Raw genomic sequence first — 15,206 nt, forward strand, 5'->3', positions numbered from 1 at the left:
GTTTCAGCCATATGCCGGCAAACGGGCGACTAAACCCGCGCCAGAACGCTTTTCAGTGCATTGCCGGTATGCGTACCCAGTTTGACCACCGTTTCAGGTGGCGCAGAGGCCACCACAGTACCGCCGGCATTACCCCCATCCGGCCCTAGGTCAATGACCCAGTCGGCCTCGGCAATCACGTCCAGGTCGTGCTCGATCACCACCACGCTGTGGCCGCCGTTGACAAGACGGTGCAGCACGTGGATGAGTTTTTCAACATCGGCCATGTGCAGGCCCACGGTCGGCTCATCGAGCACATAAAGCGTGTGCGGTGCCTTCTGCCCACGGCGTGTGATGTCGTCGCGTACCTTGCTCAGCTCGGTCACCAGCTTGATGCGCTGCGCCTCGCCACCCGACAATGTTGGTGAAGGCTGGCCAAGGGTCAGATAACCCAGCCCCACATCCTTCAGCAGTTGCAGCGGGTGGCTGATATTGGGCATGGAGGCGAAAAACTCCACCGCCTCATCGACCTCCATCTTCAGCACTTCGCCTATGCTCTTGCCGCGCCATGTCACAGCCAGCGTCTCGGGGTTGAAACGTGCGCCATGGCAGGTTTCGCAGAGCACTTTCACGTCCGGCAAGAAGCTCATGCCGATGGTGCGCACTCCGGCACCCTCGCAGGTCGGGCAGCGGCCCTCGCCGGTGTTGAAGCTGAAGCGCCCTGCCGCGTAACCACGTGCGCGTGCTTCCAGGGTGTCGGCAAACAGTTTGCGAATCGTGTCCCAAAAGCCGATGTAGGTCGCCGGGCACGAACGCGGTGTTTTGCCGATCGGTGTCTGGTCGACTTCCAGCACACGGTCTACCACCTGGTAGCCGTCTATGCTTTCGCAGCCCGTCCATGCAGGGTGCTTGCCTGCCGCATCCGCATCGCGGCCGGCCTTGGTAGAACGCTGCATCACAGCCGCATGCACATTGGTCAGCAACACATCGCGCGCAAGTGTCGATTTTCCGGAGCCCGACACACCTGTCACCGCCACAAGCCGATACAGCGGCACGTCAATGCTCACATCTTTCAGGTTATGCAGTTCAGCCTTTGTGACCTTCAGCCATGAGGTAAACGGGCTGGCCGTCACGGGCGCCGCGTTGCGCAGGGCGCTGGCTGTAGCCGCAGCAGCTTTCAACGCAGCTGCCTTGAGCAGTGCCTGCTTCTGTTTGCTCACGGGTTTGGCGGATGCCGCCCTGGCGTCCACCGTGATGCTTGCAACCGCCTCGGCGCCCTCACGCGTTTCCCGCCTGACTTCCAGCGGGTGAATCAGCGGCTTGGCCAGATAGCGACCCGTCAGCGAATCAGGTACGGTGGCCAGGTGCGCTGCTGTGCCCTGCCCGACCAGCCGGCCACCGCGTTTACCCGCGCCGGGGCCGATGTCGATGATGTTGTCGGCGCGACGAATGGTGTCTTCGTCATGCTCGACGACCACCAGCGTGTTGCCGCGCTCGCTGAGCTTGCCCAGGGCGCGCAGCAAGATCTGGTTGTCGCGCGGGTGCAGGCCAATCGTCGGTTCATCAAGCACATAACAAACGCCCTGCAGGTTGGAGCCCAGCTGCGCCGCCAGGCGTATGCGCTGCGCTTCACCACCCGACAGCGTGGGCGCACCACGGTCCAGCGTGAGGTAGCCCAGGCCCACGTCTTCAAGAAACTCAAGGCGTGACCTGATCTCGGGAATCAGGTCACGCGCGATGCCACTTTCGCGGCCGACCAGCGCCAGCTTCTCGACCCAGGCGCGCACGTCGGTCACGGACAGGCGCGCGATTTCGGCAATACCAACGCCGGCAAACTTGACGGCTCTGGCCTGCCTGTTCAGCCGGGTGCCTTCGCAGCCGGGGCAAACCGCATCGACCACGTCTTCGGCTTCGGGCTCCTCAAAACTTTGTTCGCGGCCCTTGTTGTCATCGTCGCGCACCGAGTCGTCAAACACCTTGCGCTGTTCTTTGGTGAGCTTTACACCAGTGCCTACGCAATCCGGGCACCAGCCATGTTTGCTGTTGTAGCTGAACAGGCGCGGGTCAAGTTCGGGGTAAGACGTGGCGCATACAGGGCAGGCGCGTTTGGTAGACGCTGCCTCCAGCGTGCCTATGCCTTTGGTGGAGGTACCGGCCAGCATCGCACCTTTCAGGCCATCCAGCGGAGCCAGTACATGCACCACACCCTTGCCGTGCTGCAGTGCGACAGCCAGTGCGGCGCGCAGCACAGCTTCGTTTTCAGGCGAGACGTGGATATCGGCTATCGGCAGCTCGACCGTGTGCTCCTTGAAGCGGTCAATGCGCGGGAAGCCGGTGGTGGGCAAGAACTCGCCATCAACGCGCAGGTGGGTGTAGCCGCGTGGCCGCGCCCAGTCGGCGAGTTCTGTATACACACCCTTGCGTGCAATCACCAGCGGTGCCAGCAGGCCTATGTGTTTGCCGCGATAGGCCTTCATCAGCTGCGCGGCGATGCTCTCCGGGCTTTGCGGCATCACGGCTGCGCCGTCTTTCGTGCAGTGCTGCACACCCAGCTTCACGTAAAGCAGGCGCAGGAAATGCCAGACTTCGGTTGTCGTGCCCACGGTAGACTTGCGCCCGCCGCGGGAAAGGCGCTGCTCTATCGCCACCGTGGGCGGAATGCCGTACACCGCATCCACCTCAGGCCGCCCCGCCGGCTGCACGATGCTGCGTGCGTAGGCATTGAGTGATTCCAGGTAACGCCGCTGTCCTTCGTTGAACAAAATATCAAAGGCCAGGGTGGACTTGCCCGAGCCCGACACGCCGGTGACCACGTTGAACTTGCCGCGCGGAATGTCGACCGACAGACTCTTGAGGTTGTTCTCCTTGGCGTTGACGATCTGTATCAGATTGCTGAACGCAGGGCGGGTCTTCCACGCCCTGGGTTTGGCTTCTTCAACGCCATACACCCGGCCCATCGCGGCTTCGTACTCGCGCAGGGCTTTGGCGGTATGGGATGTCGGGTGCTCGCGCACCTGTTCAGGCGTACCTTCCGCCACCAGAAGGCCGCCGCCTTCGCCGCCTTCAGGGCCAAGGTCAATCAGCCAGTCGGCCGAGCGGATCACGTCAAGGTTGTGCTCGATGATGATGAGTGAATGACCCGCATCAAGCAGCTTGCGCATCGCGCGCATGAGCTTGGCGATATCGTCAAAGTGCAGGCCTGTCGTCGGCTCATCAAACAGGAACAGGGTGCCGCGACCAGGCGTCTTCAGTGCGAGAGCCTGTTTGCTGGCGCTTTGGGTCTTGCTGGCATCGGCCAGAAAACCTGCGAGCTTGAGCCTCTGCGCCTCACCGCCCGACAGCGTGGGCACCGGCTGGCCCAGCTTAACGTACTCAAGTCCCACATCAACAATGGGTTGCAGGGCACGCACAACTTCGCGGTCCTGCGCAAACAGCTGAACCGCCTCGCTCACCGTCAGGTTCAGCACGTCAGACACATTCATCACGCTGGGCATGGCCTGGCCAATCGCCTTGCGCTCAATGGTCACTTCAAGTATCTCGGGGCGGTAACGCTTGCCATCGCAGTCCGGGCAACGCAGGTACACGTCGCTCAGGAACTGCATCTCCACATGCTCAAAGCCGGAACCACCGCAGGTCGGGCAGCGGCCATCGCCGTTGTTGAAGCTGAATTTCGACGAGGTATAGCTGCGCTGCCGCGCCAGAGGAGCCTGGGCAAACAGGTCCCGCACGGCATCCCATGCACCCACGTAGCTGGCCGGGTTGGAGCGCGCGGTCTTGCCAATCGGCGACTGGTCGACAAACACTACATCGGTCAGGTGATCAGCGCCCATCAGGCGGTCATGCAGGCCCGGCGTTTCAGTCGCCTTGCCGAACTGGCGCAAGAGTGCCGGTGCCAGAATGTCCTGCATCAGGGTGGACTTGCCCGATCCGCTGACACCGGTCACGCAAACAAGACGCTGCAGGGGGAAGTCAACCGTCAGGTTTTTCAGGTTGTGGTCGCGCGCGCCCTCAAGAATGAGGCGCGGGGTGTTGTCAGTCACCGGGCGTTTGAAACCCATGCCAACTCTTTTGCGTGAACCGAGATAGTCACCCGTCAGCGTGTTCGCATGTTTGAGGTCTTCGGGCGTGCCGTCAAACACAATCTGGCCACCCTTCTCGCCCGGGCCGGGGCCCATGTCTATCATGCGGTCAGCCGCCAGCATGACGGCCGGGTCGTGCTCGACCACCACGAGCGTGTTACCGGCATCGCGCAAACGGTGCATGGCCTGGGTGATGCGGTTCATGTCGCGAGGGTGCAGGCCAATCGAGGGCTCATCCAGCACAAACAGGGTGTTGACCAGCGAGGTACCCAGCGCAGTCGTCAGGTTTATGCGCTGCACTTCGCCGCCCGACAGCGTACGGCTTTGCCGGTCCAGCGTGAGATAGCCAATGCCTACATCACACAGGTACTTGAGCCGGGTCTGGATTTCATCAAACAGCGCCTTCAGCGCCTTCTGCTCGGCATCATCACCCACCGCCGCAATCGACAGGCTGGCCGAGAACTTCTGCAGCCGGTCAATGGGCAGGCGCATCAGGTCGTGCAAAGCCAGGCCAGGAAGCGCCTCCAGCTGTTCACGACTCCACTGCACACCCACGGGCATGAAACGTTCAGACGGCGGCAATGCGGCATCAGCCGCTTCCTTGGTGCCCAGACGCCACAGCAATGACTCAAGCTTGAGGCGTGCGCCGTTGCAGGTTTCACACGTCGTGTAACTGCGGTACTTGGACAGCAGCACGCGGATGTGCATCTTGTAGGCCTTGCTCTCGAGGTACTCAAAAAAGCGCTTGATGCCAAACCAGTGCTGGTTCCATTTGCCGTTCCAGCCGGGCGAACCATTGATGACCCAGGCCTGCTGCTCGGGCGTGAGTTTGTACCAGGGCGTGTCGCGCGGGATGCCTGCTGTTTCGGCATGGCGCATCAGGTCATCCTGAGCCTCTTTCCAGGCCGGGGTCTGCATGACCTTGATGGCGCCTGAACGCAACGTGAGTTTTTCATTGGGAATAACAAGGCCGTAGTCCACGCCGATCACGCGGCCAAAACCCTTGCAGGTGGTGCATGCGCCCATGGCGGAGTTGAAGGAAAACAGCGATGGCGTGGGCTCGGTGTAACGGGTGTCGCTCTCGGGGCAATGCAGGCCGGTTGAGAAGCGCCACATCTCCTCGACCGCTGCCGTGCCGGCGTCTGCTTCTCCGACATGCGTGACATACACATTCAGACGCCCGCCGCGTTTGAGCGCCGTTTCAATCGCCTCAATGGCGCGGGCTTTTTCAATCGACTGGATGCGAAAGCGGTCAGCCACCACATCGAGCAGCTTGTGCGGCCCGGCAGGGGTGGCGACATCGCGCTGTGCATGCACCCTGGTAAAACCGCTGGCCGACAGCCACTGCTCCAGCTGTTCTTCGCTGGTGTTGCCGGGCAGTTCCACCGGGAAGGTCATGACCACACGATCAGTGTCTTTGGTACGCGCCATGATCTCTGCGTAAATCGATTCGGGGCTGTCATGGCGCACGCTCTGGGCCGTCTGCCTGTCAAACAGCTGGGCCGAGCGGGCGTACAACAGCTTCAGGTGGTCGTTCAGCTCGGTCATGGTGCCGACGGTTGAACGCGAGCTGCGCACCGGGTTGGTCTGGTCAATCGCAATCGCCGGTGGTACGCCTTCCACCTTGTCAACGGCAGGTTTGTCCATGCGGTCAAGGAACTGCCGGGCGTAGGCCGAAAAAGTCTCCACATAACGGCGCTGGCCCTCGGCAAACAGCGTATCGAACACCAGCGACGACTTGCCGGAGCCGCTGGGGCCGGTCACGACGGTCATTTCATTGGTACGGATATCCAGGTCGATGTTTTTGAGGTTGTGCTGACGCGCGCCGCGAATGCGGATGGTTCCCTGGGACATGTATGAGGTGCTTTCCTGAAGAGGTCAAACATTCTAGGCAACAGACCTCGCCGAGCGGACCATGTGGTTATCACGCGCGCATTGCCCACAGTTACAAAATCCGGACGGCGTACCTCGACCGGCCACCCAGGAAACAAGACATGAAAAAGGCAGTAGCCGGGCTGAGCCCAAGCCGCGACAAAGTCCAGACTGCGCTGGAAGGCATCAAAAAACTGGATATCGGTGGTCTCGAAGTGAGCTACAGCACCGACGACCACACCGGCCTTGATTTTGCAAACCTGTCAATTATTGGCAGTGACGGGAAATTCAAGCGCTGACACTGTGCACGCTGTGTCCCCGCTGGACCGCGTATCCAGGTCAGTAGTACAGCGCGTTCTCCAGCTCAAGAAACTTCTCGGGGCCCACCGCTTCGCGGATCTTCGGCGCCAGCTCCTTGAGCTTGTCGATATCGCCCGCAGCCTCAACCGCCAGATTCAGCCTGAACCCGCGCAAACCAAGGCCGGCGGTCAGGCGGATGGCAATGGGGTAGGCCTTGGAATAGTGAGCCTGCGCACTGAGTGTGGGATGGCCATCGGCGGTTTGTGAGAGTTGGGCAGTCTCCTGACGCGGCGCAGCAACTGCCGCCGCAACGGCAGGAGCAGCCGCACTGGAAGCGGGCGCGGGGGCAGCAGCGGGTTGTGCCGAGTGAAGCGCCAGCAATCCAAGTGAGACAAGATGCTGCACATCATCAGGCGTCACACCCAGACCGGCGGTGGCCTTCAGAACTTCTTCGGAGTCTCGTTTACCGTCAAACAGGATGAAGGCGGAACGCTGGCGTGGAGTGAGTGCCACGGAACGATTGTGAAGGGCGCCATGGCCCAGTTCTGTTTTTATGTAAAGCATCGGCTTGTCTCCTGTTATGTCCGCAGCAACTGCTGCCGGCACGCGGTCATTTGCCCTGGGCGACGCTTGTTATGGTTTATTCGTCTTCATTTCAATTTAACCCATTTTTCAGGGCTGCGCATTAGTGTTAAGGATATGTAAAGCCGTTCATTACAGGAAATGGGAAACAGTCCTACGAAGCTCTAGGCCGAATATGAATCAGACGTCCGGACACTGCCGTGTTTTTCGCCACTGATGTCAATGTCACCACCCTTGTTAAGGAGGAATATGGCCAGCCCGGCAAACACGATAAAACCCAAAACAATCTTCCACATTTTCAAATTCCCTCCAAAAAAAAGCCCCCGCCATGTGACGGGGGCCTGATATTTACTGATTGCTCGAACGGGCACCGGCACAAAGGCAGGTGCTGCCATCACCAGCTTTAGTCGTGGGCGTAGATGTCCACGTCTTTGGTTTCCCTGACGAACAGCATGCCGACCACAAAGGTCATGCCGGCAATGATGATGGGGTACCAGAGGCCGTTGTACATGTTGCCGGTCTGCGCCACGATGGCAAACGCCGTCGTAGGCAGCAAGCCACCGAACCAGCCGTTACCGATGTGGTATGGCAGGCTCATGGAGGTGTAACGGATACGGGTGGGGAACAGTTCGACCAGCATGGCAGCGATCGGACCGTACACCATGGTCACCAGCAGTACCAGATAGAACAGGATGGCCGTGACCTTGAACTTGTCAACCTTGGCAGGATCGGCCTTGCTCGGGTAGCCTGCGGCCTTCAGGTCGTCAGCCACGGCCTTCTTGAACTCGGCATCTTTCTTCTTGGCATCATCAGCGCTCAGGCCCTTGGCGGCGTAGCTCGAAATGGAAGTCTCACCGATCTTGATGCTGGCAACAGTACCTGCTGGCGCGGCAATGTTGTCATAGCTGACCGATGCGCCTGCCAGCACCTGTTTGGCGATATCGCATGAGCTGGTGAACTTGACGGTACCGGTCGGGTTGAACTGGAACGAGCACTCGTTGGGGTCAGCCGTGACGGTGACCTTGTTCTTGGCTTGTGCAGCGGCGAGGTCAGGATTGGCAGCCTTGGTCAGCGCGCCGAACACCGGGAAGTAGGTCACAACAGCCAGCAGGCAGCCGGCCATGATGATGGGCTTGCGGCCAATCTTGTCGGACAGCATGCCAAACACCACGAAGAACGGGGTGCCGAGGATCAGCGAGTAGGCCACCAGAATGTTGGCGGTCGGGCCGTCAACCTTCAGCGCCTGCGTCAGGAAGAACAGCGCGTAGAACTGGCCGGAATACCAGACCACTGCCTGGCCGGCGGTCAGGCCGATCAGGGCCAGGATGACGATCTTCAGGTTTTTCCACTGGCCGAAAGATTCGGACAACGGTGCCTTGGATGTCTTGCCTTCAGCCTTCATTTTCTGGAAGGCTGGCGATTCGTTCATGGACAAACGAATGTAGACAGACACGGCCAGCAGCAGGATGGACACGATGAACGGAACGCGCCAGCCCCAGTCTGCAAAAGCAGCTTCGCCAATCGCGGTACGCACACCCAGAATCACCATCAGGCTCAGGAACAGGCCCAGGGTTGCCGTGGTCTGGATCCAGGAGGTGTAAGCGCCGCGCTTGTGCTGCGGCGCATGTTCAGCCACATACACGGCAGCACCGCCGTACTCACCACCGAGTGCCAGGCCTTGCAACATGCGCAGCGCAATCAGGATCACCGGAGCGGCAACGCCTATCGATGCATAGCTGGGCAGCAGGCCGACGATGAAGGTCGACAGGCCCATGATGACGATGGTGACCAGGAAGGTGTATTTGCGGCCAATCATGTCGCCCAAGCGGCCGAACACCAGTGCGCCAAAAGGACGCACGATGAAACCGGCAGCAAAAGCCAGCAGCGCAAAGATGAACGCAGAACCCGCGTCCAGTCCGCTGAAGAACTGCTTGGCAATGATGGCAGCGAGTGAGCCGTACAGGTAGAAGTCGTACCACTCGAATACCGTGCCCAGCGAAGAAGCGAAGATGACCTTCTTCTGCTCCGCTGACATCGGCCTGTTGTCGATTGCTGTAGCCATATGTTGTGTCTCCAAATAATGAATGCCTCCGGCGTGGAAGCTGAGCAGATTATTCGGAGAGTCGCTGACCCAGCTCTGACGTGAAAATAACAGGAGCTTGCGCCAAACTTATACGGGGCTGACAACTCAAGGGGAAACCCTTGAAAAACTTTTCAGCATGCGAATCCACCCCGGGAAAACGCTTAGTTCTTTCGTGTGATGCCCGTCTGAACCTTACGCACGCCATCCCAGCCATCGCCTGCGAACCATTCACCCCCAGTGAGGTAGTCACGCAGCATGGGCAATGCATCCATGCCCCAGAAAATTTTCCCGTCAACTTCAAGCGCAGGCACGCCGAAAACATTTTTTGAAATCGCTTCTTCGGTATTGTTTTTCAGCAATGTCTTTGCCTCTTCGGGTTGCAGGTGGATCTGTGACGCCAGCTGCTGCGACAGGGCCTCAAGCCGCTGCGCATCGGCGGCATCCGCACCGCCTTGCCAAACGTGGCGAAAGATGGTCTCGCAGACATAGCGATTGGGCGTACCCGTTTCTTCAGGCGAAGAGCAGGCAGTCGCCAGGCGCAGCAACGCCAGCGGGTTGAATGGATGTGCCAACGGCATCTTCAGATCAATGCCCTTGCTGTGCGCAAGCCAGAGCACCTGACGATAAGTCCAGTCGCGCTTGGGTGCTATCTCTGCAGGCCCCAGTTGCCCGTAGTGCTTGAGCATGCCGGCAAACAGCACCGGCTTGTAACTTACGCTGTGGCTCACACCGGCAAGGGCTTCAGGCATGTGCTCGAACGCCAGATAGGCGTAAGGTGAAATGAAGTCCAGGTAAAACGTGATGTGTTTCATGCGCGGGCTCCGTTGTGTCGCAGGATGATCAGGACTGCAATGCGGCCATACGCTGGCGTATCAGCGACCAGACAGCACGCTTGCCGTCGTTACCGGCGCTGCTCCAGCCTGCGATTTCGTTGCGCGTGCGGAAGCAACCCATGCACATGTCGGTCACCGTACTCATGCGGCAGACCGAGATGCAGGGCGAGGGCACTTCGGAATCTGCACCGACCGTGTCCGCCCGCATGGTGACAAGCGTGATGGCGCGTTGCAACGCCAGCTTCTCTTCGTCGGTATCGACCGCGAAGTCGCCAACCGGCCCGCCTGTCAGTCGCTCCAGGTCCTGCGGCGACAGACGGAAAACCGCATGCGGATGTCCGGCCGCTGCCCAGATTTCATCAAAGCGGAACAGCGAACGGTCAATCAACACCACGGTGGGTGTCGCATGCGCCAGCGGAGAAACGCCGCCTATGGAAAAGCCCGTGCGGCTTTTGACAAACTCTGCATCTGCACGGCCCAGACGTTTGCCATCGGGGCAAACCAGCGCCTCAACCTTTTTTTCATCCACCCGTTGGTCGCCTGATGTGATGACCAGCACGGCCACCTCATCAGAGCGGCGTCTGAACACAATGCTCTTGGCGATCTGCCCCACAGAAATGCCAAGCGCATCGGCTGCCTGCTGGGCGGTGCGCGCCGCATCGTCAAGCATCACCGGCGTGTGGGGATGCCCTTTGCTTTCAAGCAAAGCGGCAACGCGCTGCACACCTTCGGGCAAGGACACCAGTTCAGCTCCACACACGTCAAGAGCCCCCACGTTCGCTCACTTTGTGTAACTCTCTGCCCCCCGAGGGGGCTGTGCTTGCTTGGGGCGGCCCTGCGCGGCGCACTATGCAGCCCTCTTGTTCAACAAAGCCGTAGCCGCACGTGAATTCGGCTTGCGCCCGAGGAAGTCGCTGATGAACTTGCCCGCATCAATCAGTTTGTCAAGGTCAATGCCGGTATTGATACCCATGCCGTGCAGCATGTAGACCACGTCTTCGGTGGCGACATTGCCGGTCGCACCCTTGGCAAACGGGCAGCCACCCAACCCGGCACAGGAGGTGTCGAACTGCCAGATGCCAAGCTCCAGAGCCGCAAGCGTGTTGCCCAGTGCCTGGCCGTAGGTGTCATGGAAGTGGCCCGATACGCCGTCAACCGCGTAGTGCCTGAGCGCGGCTTCCATCGCTTTCTGCACTTTGATGGGCGTACCCACACCAATCGTGTCTGCGATGCCGATGTGTTGCACGCCGATACCCTTCATCAGCTGCGCGACCATGCCCACACGGTCTGGCGCGATCTCGCCTTCATAGGGGCACCCCACGGTGCAGGAAATCGCGCCCCGCACGGCGATATTTTTGGCCTTGGCTGCTTCAACCAGGGGGCGGAAGCGCTCAATGCTTTCTTCAATCGAACAGTTGATATTGCGCTGGCTGAAGGTCTCACTGGCCGACGCAAACACCACCACTTCATCAGGCCTTGAAGCGACAGCCGCTTCAAAACCCTTCATGTTGGGCGTCAGCACTGAATAACGCACACCCGGTTTACGGTGTATGCCTGCCATCACCTCGACCGCATCGGCCATCTGCGGCACCCACTTGGGCGACACAAAACTGGTGACTTCAATTTCGGTCAGTCCCGCGTCCTGCAGACGGTGTATCAGTTCTATTTTCACAGCCGCTGGAACGGGCGTCTTTTCATTCTGCAGGCCATCGCGTGCGCCAACTTCAACGAGCTTTACTTTCGAAGGGTATTTCATACGCCTAGTATCCTTTTTTCCTGTCAACGACGCCCGGCAGGTTGCCTATATCCGCACCGCCTTCCAGGGCGCGGATTTTGCCCGCTATCTGGGCAATGCTTTCGTCGCGCAAGGTGCGGGCCGAGGTGTGCGGCGTGACTGTTATTTTCGGGTGTTTCCAGAACGGGTGAGCGGCAGGCAGTGGCTCGGTGCGAAACACATCAAGTGTGGCGCCCGCAAGCCGTCCACTGTCTATCAGCGCAATCATGTCTTCATCAATCAGGTGCCCGCCGCGTGCGACGTTCACGACATAGCCACCCGGCAAAAGGCGGCTCAGGGTGTCCCTGTTCAAGATGTTTTCGGTCTCGGGTGTGAGGGGCAACAGGCAAACCAGAATGCGCGTCGCCGCCAGAAAGTCATTGAGTCCATCAGAACCCGAAAAACACCTCACACCTTCAACAGCCTTTGCAGAACGACTCCATCCCAAAACTGGAAACTCGAACTGCGTCAGCGCACGGCTAACCCGCTCGCCCAGCACCCCGAGGCCCATCACGCCGACAGGGAAGTCCTCACGCGAACGCGGTTTGCGGTAAGACCATTTGCCAGCCGCCGCATCGGCCTCATAGCCATCGAACTCGCGGAAATGCCGTATCACGGCGTGGCACACATACTCGGCCATCTGCACCGACATGCCCGCATCATCCAGCCTCACTACAGGCACATTCGCAGCCAGGCGCAACTTTGCCAGCGCATCGACGCCTGCGCCAATATTGAAGACGCCTTTCAGCGCCGTCTGTTCGTCAAACAGCTGTTGGGGCGGAGCCCAGACTACCGCGTAGTCAGCAGGGGTCGACCCACGCGCCCATTCTTCAATCACGGCATCCGGAAACGCAGCCTGAAAACCCTGCAGCCAGGGAAGGGGATTCGTGTCAGTCAAACAAAAAGTAATGCGCATGCCAGGTATTAGACCAGTCGGTCCGAGCCATTTCAGGCAACAGCCACCGCAATCTTGAGCAGCTCCGCCCCCTCAGCCACCTGATCGCCGGGCGCATAAAGCAACTCCTCGACCACGCCATCGGCAGGCGCTGCAATCGTGTGTTCCATCTTCATGGCCTCCATCACCGCCAGCGGCTGGCCCTTGCTGACCTTGTCACCGGCCTTCACGCCGAACGACACCACCTTGCCCGGCATGGGCGCGGTCAGGCGTCCACCCTCGGTCGGGCCCTGGCCCGCGTGCGCCAGCATGTCGATCACCGTGATCTGCGTGGCGCCCACAGGTGAAAACACATGAGCGACTTCACCCTGCCGGTACACCGTGGCCTTCATGCGCCGGCCCGCAAACTGGACATCCACGCCCTGTACGGTTTTGACGAACACCAGCAGCCCCGACACGTCACCCATCGCCATGCGCAACGCACCGTCATGCAGGTAGGTCAGTTCAGCCTTTGCCGGCTCGCCATGAAATTCAAACTCGAAGCGGCGCACATTCACGCCATGTGAACGCCAGCCATCGCGGCGGCTGAAGGGGTCCTTGCCTTCCAGTGCTTTCTCATCCAGCAAGGTTTGCGCCACGGCGCTGGCCGCAGCCATGGTCAGGCCCACAAGCTCCTGATTGAACAGCACAGCCGTTTCACGCGGTATCAGCGCGGTATCAAGATTGGCAGTAGCAAACGACGGGCTGCGCACCACGTAACGCAAGAACTGCACATTGGTACTCAGGCCCACGATGCGGGTCTGCGCCAGCGCTTCGTCAAGCCGGGCCAATGCTTCTTCGCGCGTCTTGCCATGCACGATGAGTTTGGCCACCATGGAGTCATAAAAGGGCGAGATCGCATCGCCCTGCCGCACGCCGTCATCCACACGCACATCGCTTCTTTCAAAGCTGGTGCACGCCGGTTTGTCGTACACATGCAGCTTGCCGGTTGCCGGCAGGAAGTTGTTGTCTGGCGTTTCGGCGCAGATGCGCGCTTCAATCGCGTGGCCGTTGATGCGCAAGGCATCCTGGGCCAGCGGCAGCTTGCCGCCTGCGGCCACCAGCAATTGCCACTCGACGAGGTCCAGCCCGGTAATCGCTTCCGTCACCGGATGTTCCACCTGCAACCTGGTATTCATTTCCATGAAATAGAACTTCATTAAAGGTGGAGCCCCCACACTCGGCACTGACGTGTCCTCGCTGCCCCCCGAGGGGGCGCCCGCTTGCTTGGGGCGGCCCGGCGCGGCGCTCGGTTCCGCACGCTGCTCAACAATAAATTCAACCGTGCCCGCACCGACGTAGTTCACAGCGCGCGCTGCAGCCACAGCGGCTTCGCCCATTTCCTTGCGCATGGCTTCCGTCATGCCGGGCGCCGGGGCTTCTTCCAGCACCTTCTGGTGACGGCGCTGTACCGAGCAGTCACGCTCGAACAAATACACATAGTTGCCATGCGTATCGCCGAACACCTGTATTTCTATATGACGCGGGCGCTGGGCATACTTTTCAACCAGCACGGCGTCATCGCCAAAGCTGTTGATGGCTTCACGTTTGCACGATGCCAGCGCAGCATCGAAGTCTTCAGACTTTTCAACCGCACGCATGCCCTTGCCGCCGCCGCCCGCGCTGGCCTTGATCAGGACGGGGTAACCAATGCGGTCCGCCTCTTTTTTAAGCAGCACGGGGTTCTGGTCGCTGCCGTGGTAACCAGGCACCAGTGGCACGCCGGCTTTTTCCATCAGTTGCTTCGATTCAGCCTTCAGGCCCATGGCCTTGATGGCCGATGGTGGCGGGCCGATGAAGACCAGCCCGGCATCGCTGCAGGCCTGGGCAAACTCTTCGTTCTCGCTCAGAAAGCCATAGCCGGGGTGAATCGCTTCTGCACCCGTAGCCTTGGCCGCTTCAATGATGCGTTCCCAGCGCAGGTAGCTGTCTTTGGGTGCGCTGCCGCCAATGTGGATGGCCTCGTCGCAGTAGCCCACATGCTTGGCCGAAGCATCAGCATCTGAATAAACCGCCACCGTCTTGATGGCCATGCGCCTTGCGGTCGCTGCAACCCTGCAAGCTATCTCACCGCGATTTGCAATCAATATCTTTTTAAACATGTTCGTCTTTTCTTGAAAAAGGTGACTTCAGGGTCAGGGCATTGGTCGTGCCAGGGTCTGGCCTGCCGCTGAAGATGCGGGCCACGCGTGAAAACAGCTGGCGCAGAAACCGCCAACAAACTCGAATCAGCCAGATGCTGAGCGCCAGCACCAGGGCCAGCAGCACCACAAAAACAATCGGGTGGGCAATTGCCATCCACAGGCCCAGCGGCACCAGGCCATCTTCAAGCAGAGATACACCAATATTGCTGAATGGCTCAGGCGAGGTGTTGATGGCCGCACGCGTCGTGGCCTTGGCTGCAAAGCTGGTGGCTGCCAGCGTGCCGCCCAGCAGCGCGGCGACCAGCCCCATGACGCCGTTGTCGGCGCCAAACACGCCTGCTGCCAGCGCTGCGCCAGCAGGGATGCGGATCACGCCATGCACCACATCCCACAATGAATCCAGCCCCGGAATCTTGTCTGCAAAAAACTCGATGAACACCATGAAGCCGCTGACACCCAGCACCACAGGGTTAGCCAGCAGGTGCAGGCCTTGCGGCAACTGCACCCAGCCCATAAAACCTGCGAGCCCGGTCAACATGACGACCAGATACAGGCGAATCCCGCTTGCCCAGCCCAGCGCGCCTGCGAGTGCAATCAGTTGAGCGGTATCAAGGTTGTTCATGAAG

At 60.0% G+C, this 15,206-nt stretch carries 10 protein-coding genes and 2 pseudogenes; 1 reads left to right on the forward strand and 11 read right to left on the reverse strand.

Features of this window, described 5'->3' with window-relative positions; translation table 11 throughout:
* Positions 1-29: 29 nt before the first annotated feature.
* Positions 30-5,912, reverse strand: coding sequence for an excinuclease ABC subunit UvrA (gene uvrA / locus HYX42_RS15100; RefSeq protein ID WP_293404438.1), 5,883 nt, complete (start codon positions 5,910-5,912; stop codon positions 30-32).
* 155 nt (positions 5,913-6,067) lie between these two features.
* Between uvrA and HYX42_RS15105 the strand changes: the two are divergent.
* Positions 6,068-6,229: pseudogene (locus HYX42_RS15105) on the forward strand (amino acid ABC transporter substrate-binding protein); the annotation flags it as partial.
* Between the two features lie 40 nt (positions 6,230-6,269).
* On the opposite strand, the gene HYX42_RS15110 reads toward HYX42_RS15105, so the two are convergent.
* The 10 genes and pseudogenes from HYX42_RS15110 to HYX42_RS15150 form a co-directional block, all read right to left on the reverse strand.
* Positions 6,270-6,794 carry a hypothetical protein gene (locus tag HYX42_RS15110; RefSeq protein WP_293404440.1) on the reverse strand — a complete coding sequence of 175 codons (525 nt, stop codon included), beginning with the start codon at positions 6,792-6,794 and terminating at the stop codon, positions 6,270-6,272.
* 182 nt (positions 6,795-6,976) lie between these two features.
* A complete protein-coding gene (locus HYX42_RS15115; protein WP_293404560.1) occupies positions 6,977-7,207 on the reverse strand; it encodes a hypothetical protein in 231 nt (76 codons plus the stop codon).
* A gap of 8 nt (positions 7,208-7,215) precedes the next feature.
* The gene (locus HYX42_RS15120) at positions 7,216-8,874 is read right to left on the reverse strand and encodes an MFS transporter (protein ID WP_293404442.1); all 1,659 of its coding nucleotides are present in this window, start codon (positions 8,872-8,874) and stop codon (positions 7,216-7,218) included.
* A 182-nt stretch (positions 8,875-9,056) separates the two neighbouring features.
* Positions 9,057-9,707 carry a 2-hydroxychromene-2-carboxylate isomerase gene (locus HYX42_RS15125; protein WP_293404444.1) on the reverse strand — a complete coding sequence of 217 codons (651 nt, stop codon included), beginning with the start codon at positions 9,705-9,707 and terminating at the stop codon, positions 9,057-9,059.
* Positions 9,708-9,735: 28 nt separating this feature from the next.
* Positions 9,736-9,936: a DUF1289 domain-containing protein gene (locus HYX42_RS23265; protein WP_366931159.1), complete on the reverse strand. Its 201-nt coding sequence runs from the start codon at positions 9,934-9,936 to the stop codon at positions 9,736-9,738.
* 60 nt (positions 9,937-9,996) lie between these two features.
* Positions 9,997-10,488 (reverse strand): annotated as a pseudogene (locus tag HYX42_RS23270) (YbaK/EbsC family protein); the annotation flags it as partial.
* An 87-nt stretch (positions 10,489-10,575) separates the two neighbouring features.
* The gene (locus HYX42_RS15135; protein WP_293404448.1) at positions 10,576-11,484 is read right to left on the reverse strand and encodes a hydroxymethylglutaryl-CoA lyase; all 909 of its coding nucleotides are present in this window, start codon (positions 11,482-11,484) and stop codon (positions 10,576-10,578) included.
* 4 nt (positions 11,485-11,488) lie between these two features.
* A complete protein-coding gene (locus tag HYX42_RS15140; RefSeq protein ID WP_293404450.1) occupies positions 11,489-12,418 on the reverse strand; it encodes a glyoxylate/hydroxypyruvate reductase A in 930 nt (309 codons plus the stop codon).
* A 32-nt stretch (positions 12,419-12,450) separates the two neighbouring features.
* Entirely contained in the window at positions 12,451-14,538 is a 2,088-nt protein-coding gene (locus HYX42_RS15145) for an acetyl/propionyl/methylcrotonyl-CoA carboxylase subunit alpha (protein ID WP_293404452.1), read from the reverse strand.
* Entirely contained in the window at positions 14,531-15,202 is a 672-nt protein-coding gene (locus HYX42_RS15150) for a DUF4126 domain-containing protein (protein WP_293404454.1), read from the reverse strand. The genes HYX42_RS15145 and HYX42_RS15150 overlap by 8 nt, the downstream gene beginning before the upstream one ends.
* Positions 15,203-15,206: the final 4 nt, after the last annotated feature.

It is taken from the genome of Polaromonas sp., assembly GCF_016185115.1.
Classification (GTDB): domain Bacteria; phylum Pseudomonadota; class Gammaproteobacteria; order Burkholderiales; family Burkholderiaceae_C; genus Polaromonas.

Coding starts and splice junctions, on each gene's coding strand:
- uvrA (WP_293404438.1), bottom strand. CDS start 5,912: ATGTCCCAGGGAACCATCCGCATTCGCGGCGCGCGTCAGCACAACCTC.
- HYX42_RS15110 (WP_293404440.1), bottom strand. CDS start 6,794: ATGCTTTACATAAAAACAGAACTGGGCCATGGCGCCCTTCACAATCGT.
- HYX42_RS15115 (WP_293404560.1), bottom strand. CDS start 7,207: ATGGCAGCACCTGCCTTTGTGCCGGTGCCCGTTCGAGCAATCAGTAAA.
- HYX42_RS15120 (WP_293404442.1), bottom strand. CDS start 8,874: ATGGCTACAGCAATCGACAACAGGCCGATGTCAGCGGAGCAGAAGAAG.
- HYX42_RS15125 (WP_293404444.1), bottom strand. CDS start 9,707: ATGAAACACATCACGTTTTACCTGGACTTCATTTCACCTTACGCCTAT.
- HYX42_RS23265 (WP_366931159.1), bottom strand. CDS start 9,936: ATGCGGGCGGACACGGTCGGTGCAGATTCCGAAGTGCCCTCGCCCTGC.
- HYX42_RS15135 (WP_293404448.1), bottom strand. CDS start 11,484: ATGAAATACCCTTCGAAAGTAAAGCTCGTTGAAGTTGGCGCACGCGAT.
- HYX42_RS15140 (WP_293404450.1), bottom strand. CDS start 12,418: ATGCGCATTACTTTTTGTTTGACTGACACGAATCCCCTTCCCTGGCTG.
- HYX42_RS15145 (WP_293404452.1), bottom strand. CDS start 14,538: ATGTTTAAAAAGATATTGATTGCAAATCGCGGTGAGATAGCTTGCAGG.
- HYX42_RS15150 (WP_293404454.1), bottom strand. CDS start 15,202: ATGAACAACCTTGATACCGCTCAACTGATTGCACTCGCAGGCGCGCTG.